The 20,798-nt window shown below is 30.3% G+C and carries 16 protein-coding genes and 1 tRNA gene; 10 read left to right on the plus strand and 7 right to left on the minus strand.

The window, feature by feature from the left end; translation table 4 throughout:
• Positions 1 to 62: 62 nt before the first annotated feature.
• The gene (locus ABWU82_RS00100) at positions 63 to 188 is read left to right on the plus strand and encodes a hypothetical protein (RefSeq protein ID WP_353289476.1); all 126 of its coding nucleotides are present in this window, start codon (positions 63 to 65) and stop codon (positions 186 to 188) included.
• A gap of 1,239 nt (positions 189 to 1,427) precedes the next feature.
• Here ABWU82_RS00100 and ABWU82_RS00105 read toward each other — a convergent pair.
• The 3 genes from ABWU82_RS00105 to rpsD form a co-directional block, all read right to left on the minus strand.
• The gene (locus tag ABWU82_RS00105; RefSeq protein WP_353289477.1) at positions 1,428 to 1,994 is read right to left on the minus strand and encodes a hypothetical protein; all 567 of its coding nucleotides are present in this window, start codon (positions 1,992 to 1,994) and stop codon (positions 1,428 to 1,430) included.
• A gap of 122 nt (positions 1,995 to 2,116) precedes the next feature.
• Positions 2,117 to 2,722 (minus strand): hypothetical protein, encoded by a 606-nt coding sequence (locus tag ABWU82_RS00110; protein WP_353289478.1) that lies wholly within the window; start codon positions 2,720 to 2,722, stop codon positions 2,117 to 2,119.
• A gap of 309 nt (positions 2,723 to 3,031) precedes the next feature.
• A complete protein-coding gene (gene rpsD / locus ABWU82_RS00115; protein WP_353289479.1) occupies positions 3,032 to 3,634 on the minus strand; it encodes a 30S ribosomal protein S4 in 603 nt (200 codons plus the stop codon).
• Positions 3,635 to 3,968: 334 nt separating this feature from the next.
• Here rpsD and ABWU82_RS00120 point away from each other — a divergent pair, with 334 nt between their 5' ends.
• Positions 3,969 to 5,585, plus strand: a complete 1,617-nt coding sequence (locus ABWU82_RS00120) for a hypothetical protein (RefSeq protein WP_353289480.1) — start codon at positions 3,969 to 3,971, stop codon at positions 5,583 to 5,585.
• A gap of 175 nt (positions 5,586 to 5,760) precedes the next feature.
• Positions 5,761 to 6,585, plus strand: coding sequence for a coiled-coil domain-containing protein (locus ABWU82_RS00125; RefSeq protein WP_353289481.1), 825 nt, complete (start codon positions 5,761 to 5,763; stop codon positions 6,583 to 6,585).
• 58 nt (positions 6,586 to 6,643) lie between these two features.
• Here the strand turns inward: ABWU82_RS00125 and ABWU82_RS00130 are convergent, their stop codons facing one another.
• Positions 6,644 to 7,402 carry a DUF5385 family protein gene (locus ABWU82_RS00130; RefSeq protein ID WP_353289482.1) on the minus strand — a complete coding sequence of 253 codons (759 nt, stop codon included), beginning with the start codon at positions 7,400 to 7,402 and terminating at the stop codon, positions 6,644 to 6,646.
• A gap of 173 nt (positions 7,403 to 7,575) precedes the next feature.
• Between ABWU82_RS00130 and ABWU82_RS00135 the strand changes: the two genes are divergently transcribed.
• Genes ABWU82_RS00135 through ABWU82_RS00150 form a run of 4 tightly spaced genes read left to right on the plus strand, consistent with a single transcriptional unit; the run spans position 7,576 to position 12,775 of the window.
• A complete protein-coding gene (locus ABWU82_RS00135) occupies positions 7,576 to 8,943 on the plus strand; it encodes an aldehyde dehydrogenase family protein (protein ID WP_353289483.1) in 1,368 nt (455 codons plus the stop codon).
• A 14-nt stretch (positions 8,944 to 8,957) separates the two neighbouring features.
• On the plus strand, positions 8,958 to 9,893 hold the full coding sequence (gene fmt, locus ABWU82_RS00140; RefSeq protein ID WP_353289484.1) for a methionyl-tRNA formyltransferase: 936 nt from the start codon (positions 8,958 to 8,960) through the stop codon (positions 9,891 to 9,893).
• Positions 9,894 to 9,895: 2 nt separating this feature from the next.
• Complete coding sequence (locus tag ABWU82_RS00145) at positions 9,896 to 11,977, plus strand: DUF2779 domain-containing protein (RefSeq protein WP_353289485.1); 2,082 nt, start codon at positions 9,896 to 9,898, stop codon at positions 11,975 to 11,977.
• Positions 11,978 to 11,992: 15 nt separating this feature from the next.
• Entirely contained in the window at positions 11,993 to 12,775 is a 783-nt protein-coding gene (locus ABWU82_RS00150) for an SDR family NAD(P)-dependent oxidoreductase (RefSeq protein WP_353289486.1), read from the plus strand.
• Positions 12,776 to 13,386: 611 nt separating this feature from the next.
• On the opposite strand, the gene ABWU82_RS00155 is transcribed toward ABWU82_RS00150, so the two are convergent.
• The 3 genes from ABWU82_RS00155 to ABWU82_RS00165 all read right to left on the minus strand — a co-directional run bounded on the left by ABWU82_RS00155 (position 13,387) and on the right by ABWU82_RS00165 (position 15,171).
• Positions 13,387 to 14,400: a hypothetical protein gene (locus tag ABWU82_RS00155; protein WP_353289487.1), complete on the minus strand. Its 1,014-nt coding sequence runs from the start codon at positions 14,398 to 14,400 to the stop codon at positions 13,387 to 13,389.
• A gap of 111 nt (positions 14,401 to 14,511) precedes the next feature.
• Positions 14,512 to 14,979: a hypothetical protein gene (locus ABWU82_RS00160; protein WP_353289488.1), complete on the minus strand. Its 468-nt coding sequence runs from the start codon at positions 14,977 to 14,979 to the stop codon at positions 14,512 to 14,514.
• A gap of 115 nt (positions 14,980 to 15,094) precedes the next feature.
• Positions 15,095 to 15,171, minus strand: a tRNA-Arg gene (locus ABWU82_RS00165).
• A gap of 55 nt (positions 15,172 to 15,226) precedes the next feature.
• Here ABWU82_RS00165 and ABWU82_RS00170 point away from each other — a divergent pair.
• From ABWU82_RS00170 to ABWU82_RS00180, 3 genes are all read left to right on the plus strand, one after another.
• Positions 15,227 to 16,585: a hypothetical protein gene (locus ABWU82_RS00170; protein WP_353289489.1), complete on the plus strand. Its 1,359-nt coding sequence runs from the start codon at positions 15,227 to 15,229 to the stop codon at positions 16,583 to 16,585.
• 195 nt (positions 16,586 to 16,780) lie between these two features.
• Positions 16,781 to 18,637: an ABC transporter permease gene (locus tag ABWU82_RS00175; protein ID WP_353289490.1), complete on the plus strand. Its 1,857-nt coding sequence runs from the start codon at positions 16,781 to 16,783 to the stop codon at positions 18,635 to 18,637.
• A gap of 327 nt (positions 18,638 to 18,964) precedes the next feature.
• The gene (locus tag ABWU82_RS00180; protein WP_353289491.1) at positions 18,965 to 20,650 is read left to right on the plus strand and encodes an ABC transporter permease; all 1,686 of its coding nucleotides are present in this window, start codon (positions 18,965 to 18,967) and stop codon (positions 20,648 to 20,650) included.
• The last annotated feature ends 148 nt before the right edge of the window (positions 20,651 to 20,798 follow it).

Here is a 20,798-nt window from a genome sequence, read left to right on the forward strand (position 1 = left end):
TGCTTGATAAGTTCTATAATTTAGTTATTAACAAAAAATTAACAATGAAAGGAAGTGAAATCATGGCAAACAATAACCACAAAGCTAACCAAGCTAATTCTAATCGTGGAACTTCTGGTGTCAACAAAGAAAACTCAAAAATGAACGGCAACAGAGGCAAACAATTAAACCCAAATAATAAAAAATAAAAAATAAAAAAAGAAAACAACCACTTAGATTATTTAGTTAATCTAAGTGGCTTTTTGTTTCTTAATTATAATTGCCCTCAACACTTCCTCAAATCGGATGTTTCCAAATAATCATTAAGGAAAAATTAATACTATAGACAAAATAACTTCACACCCTAACGACAAAGTGCGAAGTTATTTTTTGTTATTTATCCGGATTTAATAGCAAGTGCAAAATTATGAATTGATCAATAATTATGCTCCTCATAGAGAAAGTGAGATTAACTTATTCCCGGTCAAACACGGTGTTTCACCATAACAAAAGCTTAAGAAATAAGTTACAAAAAAACGCAATAAACAAGAAACGTAAAGCTCGATAAGTCAAAGAACGAAGATAGTAAACTTTTATAGTTTACTTGCAACATTGTTATCCAAGTGTTAAATTTAAAAGAATGAAACGTAAGGGTTTGTTACACAATAAAGATTGAAAAGAAATTACAAATTAATAACATAACCTAAAGTTGAATGTAAATAATTAAGAATGGTTAAGGTAACTAAACTGCTATGGATTAGTTTAGTGAAGACAGAATAATTTAGCATCTTTGGCTTACTAAATTAAACTACAAAGAGTGTGACAAAGAAAGAAGTGGTTATGCTATGTCTAGGTTTATTTGAATTAACAGAGATGAATTAATAACGAAAGAACCACGGTTGGCTCGTTAGAAGATAGAAGTGCAACCAAGGTTCTAAGATATGGGTGTAGTTGCTAAATCCTATGTTCTAAAAATGATTTGAAGACAATAAACTAAAGAAGAGGTTTAGTTTATGCGAATCCAGTTCAGTTAGATTTGCTGCTTGGTCAATATTGTCATAAAAAAATTGATAACTATCTTCGGCGATTATGTATCTTGTTTATCAAAGAAATAAAAACTGCAAAACGATTTAAGTTTAAATTGTGTGATAAATGAATGTTATGTTACAGAAGAATAAATATTGGAATAAAAATAATTAAGGTTGATGTTGTATTGAACAGATGAACAAATTTTGTAGTGCTTCTGTAAACGATGTAGTTAATAAATAAAGATTGTGTGGAAGTAAATAACTTTAAATCAAATGAAACGTTAATAAAAACGTATAGCAGTTTCTATTAAGAATTTTAAATGTATTTAATGTAAAGCTCCTTTGACTTCATTATATGCTATCTTCTAAATTTATAGTCAAAATTAGTAAAAAGATTTAGGAATAAAAAAATAACTTTAACTAATTTTTCCAAAGAGTTTCTGTGAGAATACTAAGGAGTTTGTTTACTGTCAATTGAATTTGGAATTTATTCTTATGTAGTTGATTGTTAATAAGTGTTTGCTCTTTTTCAAGATTAACTATTTTTGAATACAAATCATTAGCCAGATGATTTTGTGTCTCTCAAACACTTTTTAAATGAGTGAGTTTGGGTGTCACTTCTTTATATAAGACGGCTTGATAATGTTGACGTTGGTCACAGCTGGTGCGTGAACCTTGCATAAAAAAGAGCAAATTTTCTCGTTGTTGCTCTAAATCTTTGATTTGCTCTTGTATGTTGTGCAAATCAATTGCGGCTAATTGTTTTTGCAATATTTGAAGTTGTTGAGCTAACCTTTGTTCTGTTTGATTGCTACTACATCATGAATTTGACAAATTTTGTAATGTTAAAAGTTGAATTTGTCAGTTTTGGTTTGTCTTGTGTACAGATTGTGAATGCACTTTTTTAAAGTGGTCTATAAAATCTACATAAGGATTTTGCCAGTTAATTTTATAATTTTGTATTAATGTGTAACTATTTGTTTTCATAAATATACCCTACCCTCTAAATTAATAAAAAGATTTTTCTTATAATACATTTTCGTATAAAAACTTTAGAAGGCGTAAAAAAACAACCCACGGATAATAACCGCGAGTTGTGTTGAATGCTCTTAAGCTTTATATGCTTTTCAAGATGTTTGTGATTTGAAAGCAACTGTGCCTTCGTGTCTATTTGGGTCTAGTTCTCTATAATATCATTGGCCGTTATATTTTACTAAACCGTATGAATCCACAATAATTACTGAATAATTATTGTTTAAGTCAGATGCGAATCCGTCTCTATAAACATCAAAATTTATGTTTAAAAATTGTTCCATACTTCTATAACCATTTAGCTCTAAGTCATAAATTTCAATTTTTAACTTATAAGCTCCGATTCTTTTACCGTTACTACGATTATAGAAAGGGCGTTTTACTACTTGGTATACTCTTTCTAAAGTAACCAAATTATTACGGTTGTCTCTATATGAAATTTTTAATTTACCAGCCATTTTATCAGCTTTGTTTCAATTAACTTGATAAGAAGTAGATTGTAAATTTTCAATTTCACTTGAACCGTCTTTACTTTCGGGTCACACATGATCCAAAGTAAATCCGTATTCGCTATGTTCTTGTCCAAGAGCACCTTTATAAATAGTGACCCCAAAAGGGTCTTTTGCATAGTCGTTAGCAACACCTGTGGTGTTGTTTCAGATTGTTTGTTGTTTGTTAGTCATTTGGAATTATTCCTTTTTTGAAATGTTTTTTGAAAACAAAATAATCCCGTAGGAAAACTTTGTGTTCACATTAAAAGTTTGTATTTCCTACCTACTCACTTTTAACGGCAAGATATTTTACACTTTCTTTTTCTTCTCTAAAATATCTCACATCTTTCATTATAGTTTGTAAAACTATAAAATATCATAAAGAATGTGTAAAAATCCCTTTATACAGACACTTCTTACAAGTTGTCTAGGTATAAAGGGATTTTTTAAATTAATTAATATTGGTTGATATTGGTTTTGGTTTTTGGTTATGAGTTTAAATTACATTAAACGGTTGAATCATTCAACAACGTATGATTCGTTGATTTCTGAAGATAATTCTTCACGTTCTGGTAATCTAATGAATTCAGCTTCTAAAGCTTCTCTGTTTAAGTTAATGAAAGGAGCTGCAGCTGTTTGTGTGTTAGCGATTAAAGGCATTGCTTTTGATTTTTCAGCGATTGCAATTTTGTCACCAACGTTTAAGATAATTGATGGAATGTTAACTTTTTTACCGTTAACTAATACGTGGTTGTGTGTAACGATTTGTCTAGCACTTCTTCTAGTTGGAGCTAAACCAGCTCTGAATACTAATGAGTCTAGTCTTGATTCTAAAACTTGTAATAAGTTTAAAGTAGTTGCACCTTTACGTTTTTTAGCGATGATGAATAATCTTCTGAATTGACGGTCATTCATACCGTATAAGTACATTAATTTTTGTTTTTCTTGTAATTGTTGTCCGTAGTTTGATAATTTAGCACGTTTTGCACCGTGTTGACCTGGACGACTTGTTCTTTGTTTACCTTTAGTAAATTCTTTGTTGTTTTCTAATAAAGAAAATCCTAATCTACGAGATTTTCTGTATAAACTTCCTGTGTAACGCATGTTTATATATCCTTCTATAGGCTTATTTATTGTGTGCACATCAACCTTTTGAAAAGAATTAGTCCTACATAAGTTATTACGTATTAAAGATTTCAGAAGAATCAGCATTCTTACTTTCTAAACGGGCAACCAATGTATTTTAATGAAATTATGAGGTTACGTACTAAGGTTTATGTATACTAATTTGCTGAGTGCTCTAATAATTATACAAAATAACCCCTTTAAATGCAATGCTTGTTTAGTCTTCCTCTAAATATAAGGAATATTCATTATAATTATTGCAAGATTGTTTATATGACAAAGACGACTAACTAAATTAAAGGAAGACATATTCATGCATCTAAGCGCTCTCATTGCAATGTGAATTTTTATTGGGTTGTTTTTAACTCTGTTTGGTATTTTTGTGTTTATTTGTCGCAAAAAACGCTCTTTAAACCAAGAATACCAAATGTTAGTTCTGGATTTTGAACATTACAAATATGTCTCTGCTTCGTTTGATAACGCTTGATTTGAAAACCTGTTAAAAAAAGAAGAATGTGATACTGTAACCAATAAAAAGTATTTAGCAACATGATACCAAAATGAAGAATTTTGAGCTAAACAACTGCATGACTTGAAACAGGCTTTAGTTAAAAATAATTTTAAACGAGCGGTCGTTTTACGTAACAATATTACTCAGTGTCGTACTGCGTGTTGAGAATCGTTTAAATTGTGCAAAACTACAATGAACGATTTAATTAAGCGGTTCCAAAAAGATAGTTTGAAAACTAAATTATTACTATTTAACCAAATTTTGGAAGAGTTTTATAATTATGTAACTAACGAAAGTAATAAAGACGGTTACGAATTGACTGACAACATGATTATGTTAAAGAAATTTCGGAAATATATTAGTACCAAATTCAATGATCAAACGACCGTCATGAACGAAGAGATGATTGATTTAATTTTAAGTTATTCACGAATTTTATTAAATTATCACCAGTTTATTTTGTCAATTAATAAATGGAATATTGTGTATGACGAGTTGTTAAAATCCGATAACTGAGCATTAACACAACAAAGTTTAAGTAAAACAGAATTGTTTGCTCTACAAAGTCAAAGAGGTAAATTAGAACATTTAGCATCGAAATTTAAAGTTCAAAATAAGAGGCTATGTGATGGTTGGTTTGTAATTAACGACTTCCAAAAAGATTTAGTGAAAGTTTGACAAACTAAATATTTATTGGAATGAAAGAAAAATAACGCCTCATTTATAAAAAAAGTAGCTGAAACATTTAAATCAATAGAAAGTTTTCTTGGGTGGTTCCAAGAACAAATTGCACCAAACCAACAACTCGTTTGAATCCACAATCTTGCACAAAACTGAATACGTGATTCACAATGCTTAATTGAGAATAGCCGTCGTTTACTAACCGAAAATCGGTTAAATTCTTTAGCAGATGACCGTTATAGCTTAGAACTTTGACCGCCGGTTGCTCTTAAAGCTTTAATCCAGTTATGCGAACAGTTATTAGTTTGGTCAACACAAACGAATATCTTAATCAACACATTAAATGAATTTAATTTCATTCAAGAAATTGCTCAGTTTAAGAAGCTCCAATTATTAAACGAAATTGAATTCTTAGACCGTGAGTACACACCTAATAGAGAAGAATTATATTGTGCACAAGAAGTGTTAAACCAAATTCAAGCGCCATATAATTTAGCGAACGAACAAGTAATGAACGTGTCCGCCATTACTGTAAATATGTTTTTAGATCATAACTATAAGCAACAAACTTACGAAATTATCGCTAGAGAATTATGAAAACAAATTAATGTTGATCAGTATTACGAAATTTTTACAGAAACTGAATGAAAACAGCTGGACCACACTTACAACAACATTGAATATAAAAAATTTATCGAACAAACTGTTCGGATTTTAATTAAATTAAAAGTAATTTAAATGATATTTTGAAAAACTATCTAGACCACAAAAATCTAGATAGTTTTTATGTTATCTTCTTGAAAAATAAAATTACTTGTTTTTTTGTGTAAAACAGAAAATATACTACTAGTCGCCTTAACATGCATTTGTCTAGTATAATGAAGTTAGTTTCTAAAAAGGAAACCATTTCATTATGAAAATAACTGCAGAATTTTTTTTAAGAGTCAGAATGTACTACGAAAAGAAGATCTACTACCTATGGAAGATTTTTAATGGTACTACTGAAACTCAAATTTTTAAGTCTCAACACTCTGCAAGAGTTATGTCATTTGTGAACGGAAGTTGGCAAGGTCAAATGATTTATCATTTTATGCCTCAAGAATTAAAGGATTATTACGCCTTAACTTCTCTCTATTTACATTATCATAATGATAATAATATTCCTTGTTCAGATGAGGAATATAAAAAATACTTTGATAAGTATAGAGATAAAATTGACAACTACGTCGAAAAATTTGTGAATGATTATCCTAAATTTTTTAATCCAATTTTCAGAACACAACCTAACATTGACTTTCTATTCAAAAAGTTTATTATTTTAAAACAAGACCAAGGTTCTAACGTGACTGATATTATGTTGCAAAACGAAATGTTGTATACAGATATGGTTCAAATTAGTGAATATGAAGATGTAATTATTGAAGAAATAGAAAAAGACATCACTAAACACAATGAGGATTTTGCTAAGGCTAACGAAGTAGTGAAAACAAACCGTTTGCAAATTGCTCAAGCAGAAGATGAAACTGAACTAAACAATTTACATGCTAACTTAGAACAAAACCAGAGAAAATTGGTTGAGACTTTAAAGAAGTACAACGCTACTTTATTAGCGAATATCAAAAAATTAGAAGAACACTCTTATGTCTTGCTGGAACTTTATAACAAATCACAACCGGCTAGCAAGTCCGAAAGATTTAAGTTCAAAATTAAAAAACCATGACAAAAAATGGTTGATTAAAAAAGAGCTAACTTCTTGGTGGAATAAACCAAGAGTTAACTCTTTTTTTCTTATCAGACTAATGATGTGATACTTCGGCTTCAGCAAGTTTTTGAGCATCTTTCTTTTGTTGCTCTTTTAATTTTTGTTTTTCTTTTTTAGCTTTTAATCTCGCTTCTACTCTTTGTTCGCGTTGCAATTGTTTTGCTCATTGCTTGTCATCTTTCGCCTTAATTGGTTGAATTCACTTCATTTCTTCGTCGTAGTTTAACAACTTGTTAATAACAATGATTCTTTCACGGTTATTTTTGTTGATTTTCTTGTAAGTGACTTCACATTCAATGGCTCTAGGATTATCAATTGTGCCAGTCTTAGTATTTTTAGTAGTAAATAATACTACGTATAACTCAGCTGGTTTTTTTCTTTTTTGAATGGCAATTCTTGCTTTTTCTAGCTTATATTGGTCAGGGTCGGTTTTCTTTAAAGCTTTAAATTCTTTTTGTTTTTGTTTTCATTCTTGCTTTTGTTCTTTGGTCATAGCTGACACATTGAACGGATCAGGACGTTTAACAACGTAAGAATCGACAACTTCTTTACCTTTTTCTGACTTATCTCTTAAGTATCTTTTAATAGTTAATCAAACTTCGTCAGCTTCTTGTTTGTTTTTTAAACGGTTACCGTTAGGACTCTTGTCGTTAGAGTTACCTTTTTTCTTTTTAATAATAAAGAAGATAATTAAAGCGATCGGTAAGATGATTAAGATAATGTAGAATAAGTTACTACTATTTAATCCGTCGCTGGCTGTTGTTAAGTTAACTAATTGAGAGATTGTATCCATTTATTTCCTAACCCCTTTGGGTGACGTATATCTAAAATATTATATCGTATCAATGTTTAAAATGTAGATATTCAATTGTAATTCATTATTCTATATAATAATAGAAATGAATTAATGGTGAGTAACCTAACCACATTTTCATGGTTTCAACCGTTTGAGAAAGGAAACATCTGATGACTATTTTAGAGTTATTTCAAGCGCAACAAAATTATGTTAAAACACATCAAGAACCTGATGTGTTGCGTTTAAAAGAACAATTAATTATGTTAAGAAGTAACATGATAAAACATGAGCAAGATTTGTATGATGCTTTTCAAAGTGACTTTCATAAAAGTCAACAAGAAGTGTATTTAACTGAGTATGCCATTGCGTTAAATGAGTTAAACTGATTTATAAAAAAATTAAATAAAATTTATCGTACAAAAAGTTATTATGATCCGTTATGAATCATTAACCAAAAAACATTTACTCGTAGACAAGGCTATGGCACAACAATTATCTATTCGCCATATAATTATCCGTTTAATTTATCAATGGTACCGTTAATTGGCAGCATTGCAATGAACAATACGGTAATTTTAAAACCAGCTAGTTACACAAAAGCTGTGACACAAGTTATGAAAACGATTATTGAAGAAACATTTAGTCCAGAACAATGCTGCATTGTGGATGAAACATGATCTGAACACTTGTACGATGAGTTATACAGCTTAGATCCTGACCTAGTTTTCTTTACTGGTTCAGAAGCTGTAGGACGCAAAATTTATGAAAATTACAGTAGTAAATTAATTCCGGTAGTTTTAGAATTGGGTGGCAAGTGTCCGGTAATTGTGGACGATACTTTTGATGTTAACATTACAGCTAAACGTTTAGTGTGAGGCAAAATGGTGAATAACGGTCAAACTTGTGTAGCACCAGACTATGTAATTGTGCAAGAGTCAGTCAAACAACAACTAATTGAAGCCTTAATTCAAGAATTTAATACTCAATATCCTGCTGCTAGACAAGGTGAAGATATTGCCTACAGTGTGAACAAAAAATCATTGGCTAAATTTAATGAATTATTACAAGGACAAAATATTGTAGCTCAATTGAAAACTAACGATAATCAATTAGGGTTTACAATTGTTGATGTTACTAAAGAGCAATTAGATTCTGATTTAATGCAAACAGAAATATTTGGTCCAATTTTACCGATTTGTACATTTAAGACAAAAGAAGATATTTTAAATATCGTGCAAAGAAACAATTATCCGTTAGCAAGCTACGCTTTTACGACTGACAAGGAATTCTTTAACTGATTATTCTGAAATATTAAAACCGGCGCTTTTGTGCAAAACGACGTGTTGGTACACTGCGATAAAATGTCACCGTTTGGTGGTATTAAAAATTCAGGTGTGGGTCAATATCATAAATGAAATTCAGTGACTACATTCAGCCAACTCAAACCAATGGTCAAAGCCTCAAGAATTGATGTACCTGCAAGATATGCACCTTATACATCAGACAAACTTCATTTTTTAAAGAAATTTTATAAATAACAAGGTGGTTTACAATGACAAAAGTTATTTTTATGGGAACGCCAGAAATTGGCAAATATGTATTGCAATCTTTATTAGACTTACAAGATGTTCAAGTGATCGCTGTAGTCTGTCAACCAGATAGACTAATGAACCGTAAAAAAGAAATTATTTATCAACCAGTTAAACAATTAGCTTTAGAACATAATATTCCGGTATTACAACCAAATAAAGTTAAAGAAATTACTGAAGAAATTGCACAATTACAACCCGATGTAATCGTAACTTGTGCGTTTGGTCAATTTATTAATAAAGAAATTTTAGCTATTCCAACATATGGCTGTTTTAACGTGCATGCTTCTTTATTACCAAAATTAAGAGGTGGAGCACCGATTCACTGAGCCATTATTAATGGTGAAACCGAATCAGGCATGACTTTAATGAAAATGGTCTCTAAAATGGATGCGGGCGACATTATTTCACAAATGAAATGTCCAATCTCAGCAAGAGAAACTACTGCCAGCTTATATGACAAATTAAAACAATTAGGTTACGACATTATTCAAAGAGACTTCCATTTATTGTTACAACAAGACATTCCATCTGTTGCTCAATATGAAGCTTTAGTAACTTTCGGTTACAACATTACTAAAGAACAAGAAATTGTAGATTTCAATAATGAAGCACATGTTGTAGACCAATGAATTAGAGGTTTATTTAGCAAACCTATGGCTAACTTCAACTACCAAGGGGAATTAATTAAAATTCACGCGGCTGAAATGACAAGTATTCCTTCTAAAGTGGCTCCTGGAGAAATTTCTCAAATTACTAAAGAAGCAATTTATATTGCCACTAAAAACTTTGATATCGCTTTAACTAAAATCCAACTACCTAACAAAAAACCATTATTAATCAAAGAATTATTAAACGGTAACAACGTGTTTACTGAATGATACCGTAATCATAAATAATTATGAAAAAGTCTAATTACGTTACCAAATATGACTATTTGGCATACTATACCAAACAACCAGCAATGTGGTTTTTTAGTAACGCGGAGTTAGAAGCAGCTTATAAATTACAATACGAATTAGCACATGATCGTCACCATCTAAACGATTTAGATGAAGAAGATGATGAAGAAAACGAAGAAGCAGAAGTTGATTCTTACGAATTATACAGGGTTTTAAAAAACGAAGAAGAAATGCCTTATTACACAGGTAATGAGACAAAATTCCAACAATATTTAGATGAGCTAAGACACGTCGATGATGTGAACCCTTTAATTGTGGAAGGGAGAATCATCGACCAAGAATCCAAGGCTTATATTATTCGCCACTATACTAAAGAAGATAATACGTTAGATGTGGACTACAATATCTTTGACTTTGATGAAATTTACCAAGGTGTGAAATTAGAACAACAAGCAGTGTATACTGCTGAAAAACTAGCTAACTACGAAAATGTCATCATTTTCCAACCAGTTTTTATTGATAAAAAAAGAGAAATTGCGACTAAATGTGACGCCTTAGTTAAGTGTGGTAAAAACATCAATATTATTGAAACCAAGGCCACTTCATCCGTCAAAATTCACCACTTTTTAGACTTGTTGTTCCAACACAAAATTTTAGAAACTATCTTTAATCCTAAAGACTATTTCTTACATTACGAACTATGTTTAATTAAGTACGAACGTTTGTTGAGAAAACAAGTTTCATTTATCTTAACTGATAGAGTGAATTTAAGTAAAAGTGTCAGCATTACTAAAGAAAATCATTATGACTTGCAACAAAAACAAGCCAAAAAATTAGCTCAACCTTTTGATAAATTAAACAAAAAAGAAGAGTTAGTTACTGATCTTGGTGGCCCATTATTTGATGAATTATTTGAATTAGAATTCGATGAAGAAATCTTTAATAGTGCCATTAAAAACCGGAAAAAAGTATTAATTGAAAATACGATAAACGAATTCAATGATGTTATTCTAAACTTGTGAGAGCACAAGTCAAAAATGACAATGAATGATATTCCCGGAAATTTTACACCTAGCAGACAAGATAAATCAGATTTCAAAAACACTGATATGTGATTAGTGTTAAGAAAACTCTACTTAGCTAAAGGCTACTTGTTCTTTAATTATTCTGGTAATGTATTAGATATGTCAGCCGGTAATTTACAAAGAATGACAGATGAAAATTTATTAGATACCAACGAAATTGAAGATTTTTTAAATGGGAAAGCAAAAGATACGGACCGTTATAAGAAAAATCACGAAAGATTCGTTAATCCTAAAGTTCCAAACTTCACTGTTGACGAAAAAGAAACAGTAGAAATTTTAAAAACTTTAAAACCTAAAAAAGTTTATTTTGACTTTGAATCAATTAACCCATCTATCCGTGCGATTGATAAATCTTTACCATTTACTCAAGCCATTACGCAAAACTCAGTGATTAAAGATCACGGTCATGGCGTATTAAACGAAAAATGTATTAACATGGTCCGTGATCCTAACTTCATTGATATTCCTTGATTTAAAGCAGTTATTGATGAATTATATGAAGGTGAAGACTACAGCTATGTAGTGTATAACAAAAACTTCGAAACACTACGGCTAACAGAAATGGCTGAATTTATTAATGAAGAAGAATACTGAGACAAAGTCAAATGTATTAATAAAAACATTTTTGACTTAGCAGATTTCTTCTCAATTAGCACAAAAAAAGAAGCGGTGTTTATTAAAGAATTAGGTGGGTTCTATTCAATTAAAAAGGTGTTACCATTAGTAGAAAAGTACCAACCGAAAATTTTTGAAGAAACCGGTTGTAAAGATTATAAAACTCTAGCAATTGGTAATGGGTTAGTTTGTCAACAAAAAACTATGGCTAGATTTTACGGAACATTAAGCGATGAAGACTGAAATACTTTAGTAAGAAATGTTTCTATTTATTGCGAAAATGACGTAAGAGCAATGGTGGCTGTCGAATACTTAGTGACTAAGTTTATCCTACCAACATATGCTCCAGATTGCTTAGCCTACGTGAATACACTCAATTAATTTAAGGATTAGTTCATGAATACTTACGATTTAAATAATAAAACCATTTTATTAACTGGTTGTACTAACGGAATTGGAAAAGAGATTCTCCAATTATTGTTAAATTATTCAGTTCATTTAATTTTAGTAGCGCGGAATGAACAAAAGCTAGATGCGTTACTAGCTGGTTTAAACACAACTAAAGTAAGAATAACGAAGGTTATTTGCGATTTAAGTAAACCAGAAGAAGTAGAAGCGTTAAGACCACATTGTGAAAATGTGGATGTGTTAATTAATAATGCTGGTTACGGCACTTTTGACCAAAGTACAGCTATTTCAGCATCAGAAGAACAAAAAATGTTTCAAACTAACGTACTTACACCAATAGAACTAGCTAAAATGGTCTTACCTTCAATGTACAAAAAAGAGTCTGGTCAAATAGTTTTTTTAGCATCAGCTGTCTCTTTCTTTCCGTTACCTTATTGTGCAACATATACGGCCACTAAATATGCTATTTTAGGTTATGCTAACGCTTTAAGATTAGAAACTGCAAAACACAACGTAAACGTTTTAACTATTCATCCCGCAGGAGTAAAAACTAATTTCTTTCCTAACGCTGACAAGCACACTGACTATTCTTCTGGATTCCAAAAGAATTTATTAACGCCACAAACTGTAGCTGAAAAAGTGATTAACGGCTTGTCTCACCAAAAACAAACAGTTTTAATCCCGAGAAGTTTACAACACGTTATTAATTTATACCGTATGTGTCCTAAATTTGTCGGAAAGATTTTATTAAAAAAAGCTCACCAAAAATAAAATCAACATAATAAATATTTCATTTTTCTAAAATTGAAAAAATGGGGTATCTTGAGTTTAAATAACAACTGCAACACTTACATTAAGTGTTGGGTTATTATTTTATTTCTTAGTTAAAAGTTCTGTACTTCAGATTCTTTAAATTATAATATTGCACAATTTTATAAATTGGTAGTAGTCTAAAATCCAACTGTTGCCTTGTTGTTACAATAAAGAACTCCATCTTTTTATGAATTAAAAGATGGAGTATTTTAATTCAGAGGATTATCCAGTTAACGTTTTTTTGATACACAATAAAAATGAACCGTCTCTTTATAAAGAAACGATTCCACCGGATTCAAATTACTTATAATCTGAAACTAAGAGGTTTTTATAAAGTATTATAACTACCTTCTTAAATGCACATTTATTATATAATCCACTGATAACAATTACACAAAAATTATTTATAAAATTAAATAATGGCAAGCGATGCAAAACATTCAACATGTAAAAATAGCACAAAGATTTGAAAGCAAATATTTTGAGCCAGATGAAGTTTTCAGTAATTTAAAAAAATATTAAATTAGTGTATTAAAAAATACTCTTTAAAAAAGAGTATTTCTCTGAGATTATTCGCCTACGCGGTTATCTTTCAAGTCGTTTAAAATGATTGCTTTTCTTAAGAAGCTCAGTTTGTGCGCTAATGATTCCATTAAGTCTTTATTGGCGTCTAAAATACTAGTAATTAAGTATAAAACTTCTTTATTCATCTTCTTTTCAGACATAGTTAATCTTTTAAAGAAAGACATATCTTCACGTTCTAGTTTATTTAACAAACTGACGTCGTATTTAGATTTCACTTGTTTAATTCTTAAGTATAAATCAGAAATACTACCGTTTGCTTCTCTTAGTCCATAATTTAAGTTATCTAAACTAATTTCATAGGAGAAGTGGTAACTTAAATTATGTTTTTTGTAAAAGGCCTTTAAAGTATCGTTAACTTTGATAAAGTTGTAAGTTCAACCAGTATTTAATAATCATGTCATGCCGTGTTCACACAAGTTGTAAGGAGTGTCATCAATGCTAATAACAGCAAACAGTTGGTCTTCTTTTTGGGTTTGTTTGCGAATATCGACATTTTTAAATAAATAAGTGGTTTTATCCATAGCATCGATCACTGAACTAACGTTGTCTTTATGTACTTCGTCTTCTCATTTACGACGTAAAGTATCTAATAAATTAAAGTCCATTCTTAAAGTTTTTTGTTTATGTACGTCAAAGTTTTGTTCAGTAATCTGTAACAAAACTTTTTTATCAGGAAAGACATTATCTTCTTCTGCTGTAATTTGGTCAGCTAATAGCAATCCTTCATAACGTAACATGTCTAATTCTTTGTCGCTAGGTTTAGTCATGTAAGAACCGATGTTATCTTCTAAAAATTCGCCGATTAAGATTCAGTCATTAGAGTTTTCAATCATGGTTTCTAAATTATTTTTAGTAATTGCGATACTAGGATTAATATGAGTTAACTTGTCTTTATAAGTGTTTAAGGCAGCTAAGTACACATCAATCATTTGTGCCCGTCCTGATAACCCTTGGTTATTGCAGGCTTCTTTAAAATCTTCGTAACTAAATTGTTCCATTATCTTTTACTCCGAAAATACATTAATAGTTATCATTATAACAAAGTTAGTTAATGATTCTGAAGCTGAAACGATACAGACATAAAAGTGAGTATAAGCTAGAAAAAAACTCTAACGTGAGTTAGAGTTTGTCTTACGATTCTTTTTCTTGAATTTTACACCAGCTACATAAAAGTATAAGACAAGTGATGGGATAAACGGAATCACACTTGATAAAAGTGCCAATGTCATTCAAATAATAAAGTTCTTTTTGGTTAAACTATTTCAAATAGAACCGACAATAATTGCTGAAATCAAACCGGTACAAATTGCCGTTACTCCAAAAGCGATGGCATTGGTACGGTGTAACCAAATATAGCTATCATAGTTATTAAAATCATGAGGATGATTTACCGCTCAACTAAAATCAGCTAAGTAAACCATTCATAAAATATTAAAAATAATGTTTAAGAACACTAAAATAACAAGTGCCCCTTTAGCATAATCGTAACCACTACTAACTTTATGTGTGTCCACGATATCTAATTCATTATCTAAAGCATAATCATAAAATTGATTATTTACTTCGGGATTTTCCATAATAACCACCCTTTACGTTAAGATGTTCTATAGTTATTGTACTATATAACAATTATTCTTGTTTTATCATAGGGAACAAAAAACTCACCTTAAATAAGGTGAGTTATTTTTAAAATGGCGCGCCTAAAGAGATTCGAACTCCCGACCGTACGCTTAGAAGGCGTATGCTCTATCCTGCTGAGCTATAGGCGCATTTTTTAAATGCTTTGTGATTAACACTTAAATATTATACACTATAATTAGAAATATGAAAACAAATTTTAAAAAAAATAAATATTTTTTAATTTCATTAGGTTTATTAGCGATTGCTGGTGGATTAACATGGGGGTTAACCTCATGTTCTTCAACAGTAAAACCGTTAAATCATAATCTAATTAATCAGAACACAAAAAATTCTACCACAAAATTAATTAATAATTTATCTCTTTCACTAAAAGCGACAACTGCTGTCAATAATATTTTTGCTACTGGCTTTGTTTTTGATGAAAATGTTGTAAAAAATCCTAAAAACTCTTTAAGAACTTTTTATATCATGACAAATTACCACTTTTTTCATGACATTCAAACTTCTGATTCAAATTATTTAATTAATACTAGTCTTTCTTTGGCTTCTGAGCCAATCGGTGGAACAGTATCTGCTTGAAATTACGATGTTTCTAATTTTAATTTCCATATATATAGTAAGAAAGAACCCAAAGGAGATATTTATTTACTAAATGATTATGCATTAGAAACTAATTATGATGTGGCTGTATTAAAAGTTCAAGTAAATTTAAAAGATCATAATTTACCACATCAATTTGCTTATTTTGATGAACACAAACAAGAGCTTAAATACAATAATCCATATTTAGGCGCTCAACAAACCACAACTCCAACCGTTACGATTGGTGGATATCCTTATGACGGACACACTGGACATGCTGATTATGAACAATTTAGTAATAAACCAATGTCGCAAGTGGTGTTTATGGATCCGTTATTATCTAATTATCCAGAATTAAATGGTTATTCTTTTAACAACGAAATTATTGCTGGTGTAAAAAACATGGCTTTAAAACCGGGGGCATCCGGTTCTTTAGTATTAGGTCCGCAAAATGGTTTATTAGGCATTTACTTTGGATTAATGCAATTAAAAAACCAAGCACCTTACGGATTATTTATTCCGTTTGATGTTACAGAAACCTATTATGAAGCAACATTTAATTATTTAGGTCAACAATGTTACTTCAAAATTGTTAATTTAAACAATTCTAATAATCCACAAGTACAATCTTCGGCTTGAATTAAAAACCCTTTATATACTAAAAATAATTACAATAATTTAATTGATGCTCAACTAATTAATGGTGGAATAAAGCAAAATTTAACCAAAAAAGAAATAACAGAAATTTTACAAAAAAATCCACAGTTAAAACTAAGTTTAACTGTTAACACCCCTTTAAATGGTAAAAGTACAATAGTTAAAGAAGATATTAGTATAAAAAGTGTCCTAGAACAAGCTAAGAATCTTACAATTAAACAAGTAGTTAATCATCAAGACATCTTTGGTGCATGAATTCGTGAACATGGTTCATCAGTCACTTTCTTGTCAAGTAAAAACTAACTATATTTTATTTTTTAAAAAACTACAAATTACATTCACACCATGAGCTTTTTATCATATACGAAATTCTTATTTTCCACGTTAGTGCGAAAATGATCAGTATACATAACTAGCGGATTGTTCATTCTGGTTATGGTGCTGTTTCTTTATTTATATCCTTCTCTGTTCCATCTGTCGTTAACAGAAATGTTTAAGATGAAGGGTGTCTTAATGTTAAACATGATCTTTGGCGCGATTGCTGCTGCTACTTTAGGAACGCAAATTTTTCGAACTGGGGTAGAAGACGGAACTGACTTGTTAGTTTTGTCGAAACCTATCACAAGATTTACGGTTACGTGAAGTAAAATTTTTGTATTTTTAGTTTCGATTATTTTTATTTCGTTGTTAATGGTTTTTGTAGCCATTTGGAGTAAATATTCTTCACATAACGAAAATGATCCTATCAAAGGCATTTTAGCTGGTTATTTTACCGGAACATTTGTGAACTTCTTGTTCTGGGGTTCGATTTCTATTGTGGTTTCAGCGTTTTATAAAAGATTCTTAGCTTTAACAGTAACAATTTTTTTAAACGTAACTTTAATGGTTATTTCTATCGTTTATTCTTTAGTCTTGACTGCACCGGGACCTAAACTGGTTGAAGAAGGAATTCGGGTAGCGCCTGTTTGCGTTGTGTCTAAACCTGATGCTCAAAATCAAAGTCAATACGAGTGATTAGGTGTTGCTAATAGATATAGTAAAAATACTTATTATCCTATTACAGAAGATTCAATTATAAATGGATTAACTGTAAAAAGCCAACAGTTGAATTTGAACTCTTACATTCATGACGAATGAAGTAGAGCTAATCGCGAAACAAACTTGAATACTTTAACAAAAATTGACTTCAACTACCAACTAGTATCCTTGTTTTCATTTATTAGTACCAAAACGTATATTAGTGGTGGTTTAAACAATACGATAAACCATTTATCTATTAGCGCAAATGGTGACTCAACCTACTACCAATTGCAATTTAGTAAAAATGGTGGAGTGCAAACAGCGGTTTACGACCATTTAGATCCTCTAGATTTATCCGTCACTACCACTGGTATACATCCGCATTTAAGAAAATTTTTATTAACCGCTAATCCAAGTGTTATTTTTACCAAGGCTAAATCCACGGCTTCTAATATCGACACAAATTCAGATCTAAATGATATGTTAGGTCCGATGTTTGCTAGAAGTTTTACAAGTAGCAGAATGTTTAAGGGTTATAACGGAACACAAAACTGAAATTTAAATTTAAAGGATGCGTTGAACTTCCCTGTTCTAGACTTTAACGCTGCTACACAAAATTGAAATACTAAAACTTTTGCAAACCCTGAAGCACTAGTCAAATATTTTTATAATTCACAATTTGTTGCACAAAACTTAGATTTTATGAGTAATTTATCTGCACATAAAATTATTACCCACCAATTGCAATCAACTTTAAGTAGTGCAACTATTTACCAATCTTTATTAACTACTTATTTATTACAACAACAAAATTTAAACATCTTAAAAGACGATAATAGTCAATTGAAAAAAATAGTAAACACTTTCAACAAAGAATTTACAAAATTTCAATACTGAACTTATTTAGGTATGATTGAAGCATTCAATCATCCTAATAATTTCCCAGAATTTAATAAAAGTTCTTATGAAGTAATGTTAAGAGTGTTGAATTTACCGATGTCATATTACAGTAATGATAAGCTAAATATTGGTTTACAAAGTTTAACTTATGCTGGTTCAGCACAACAATTATTTGCTTTAACTAGCCAAAACTCCAAAAATTGAGTGGTGAGTGATGCACCTCAAGTTGCTACTTTAGCTCCTGACTTTAGTGAATACTGATTTAAAAATAACTCTACTTTCACTTTAATGCCAGAAAGTTATTTAAGTACTGCGACAACTATGAAAGTAGTGACAACTTACAGTAATACTGGTTTAATTGTGGCTTGATTGTGTGCAAGTTTTATTATCTTGCTAGCTGGACAACACTTATACCGTAGAAAAGATATTATTTAAAATCTGGTTATAATAAAGTTACTTTATGAGTAACTACTATATAAAGATGAAATCAATCTAGACCAGAAAAAAACAGGAAAAGTTTCAAATTCTGTTAACTTCATATCTGGATAAGTTACCATAATATATATACCTGTTGATGATGAGTCAACGGGTATCTTTTATAAGTCGGGTGATTAAATGATTTTTTGAAAATATACAAAATTTTTATTATCTTCGTTATCTAAAAGGTGGTCTATTTACATCACAACGCTCCTCTATTATGCTGTTATTGCGTTGATTTTATACGTTGTACCTCTGGTGTTGAAGGAATCTATTACCTCGGTTATGGAGTTCAAATCCTTAATTAGTATGTTTGTATTCTTCGCTGTAATTCCAGCTTCAGTAGTAGTGGTCCAAATCTTTATAAAAGATTTACAAGATGGGACTGAACTATTAATCTGTTCTAAGCCAATTACAAGATCAACCATGATTTGGTCTAAAATATTCATTTTAATGGCGTACATTAGCTTAGCTTCTGTTGCCGCAGCGATTATAGGTATCTTTACTCAGTGGTCAGAATATAACGTTAATGATGTGATGCCGTTTACAGTATTATCCTTATTTGTGGCGACGTTTACTATCTTTACGGTTTGGTCAGGTTTAACCTTAGTCTTCACTGTATTTTCTAAAAAGACTTTGATTGTAATGCTTTCTATTGGCTTGCAAGCGGTTTTAATGTTAGTATCATCAATTTATTACTTTACACAAACTACACCAAGTGATTATTTTAAAAAGAATGATTTACAATTTCAAAATGTTAACTTGGTAGTAAAACCTGATAAAGAACATCCTAATGGTATTAAAAAAATTAATGTAGTGGCTTACAAAGGTAAACCTATTACTTCTGAAACTATCATTGATTACAATAAGGTGTCTGATTTTCCTGCGAAGTTAAGTCGATTGGGTGAATATTATTGAAAAGAAGCGATTAATGCTTCTAATTATTACCAAACTGGATATGGTGATATCGAAAATCAATTTATTGATATGTACCGTCTTTACAGTTCAAAATTTTATAAAAATTATGACGTAGATCAATTATTGTGATTTATTAACGCATCTGAATTTAGAGGATGACGTTTACAGATTAATGATGTTAATTTAAATCAGTTTATCGTAGATAACCACACTCAAACCTTAAATAAAAATAAATTAATCCTAACTTATAACAATTACATGTTTTATAATTTTGGCGCAAACAGAAAAGGCTTAACTATATTGCCGAATACCATTCAGTCCGTTTATGAAATGAATAAAACTAATGGTTGAACGTTCCCTATTTACGATTTAGACTCTCAAACGGGTTTATGAAAAACTAAAACCTTTAATTCTATTAATGAATTTAGTAAATATTATTATTCTGGTGAACGTTTAGAGCAATTAAATCAATTAATGAATAATTGACGTTCATTTAGCAAACATAAATTTTTACCGTCAACTTATTATTACAGTCCGATTTTGCAAAATCTATGTGCAAAAAATACTACAAATAATTTTGACGATTTTACAGCAAAACAAAGAAATGAATTTTTATTAAAATTCTTTGGTGATAGTATCAAATTTGCTCAAGCCACATATTTAGCAATGCAAGAATATTATGCTAATCCTAATAAGTTTCCGTGAATTAATAAATCAATTTTGGAAATTATGGCAAGCAATTTAAATTTAAATATTGCTCCTTTGGCTATTAATGACTCCATCAACAACAATGGTATGGGTGCGTTTATTTATAATAAACCGGTGTTTATGGCCAACTTACATAATGATTGACATGGGCAAAACATTCAGCTGCAAACTCTGCAAACTAATTTACCGTTATCACTATTAGAATCTGAAAAATTAACAACTGGTTTCACTGCCAATATTCAACCAGAATATAATCCATATGCATTAATTTTAGGTTGATTAGCCGTTGGCATTATATTTATCTTCTTTGGGGTAGCGATGTACGTCCGTACAGATGTAGCTTAAGATTTTTTTAGAAAAACGCCGCTAGTGGTTGAAAACTAGTGACGTTTTTTATTTTTATATTTTTCTAAACTTTTAAACGAATGATTTCAAATAAATAAATTTTAAACAAGATAATAAATAAACTTTAATTTTATTAGACTAAATACAT

Origin of the sequence: Ureaplasma ceti (genome assembly GCF_040369755.1) — a bacterium.
Classification (GTDB): domain Bacteria; phylum Bacillota_I; class Bacilli_A; order Mycoplasmatales; family Mycoplasmoidaceae; genus Ureaplasma; species Ureaplasma ceti.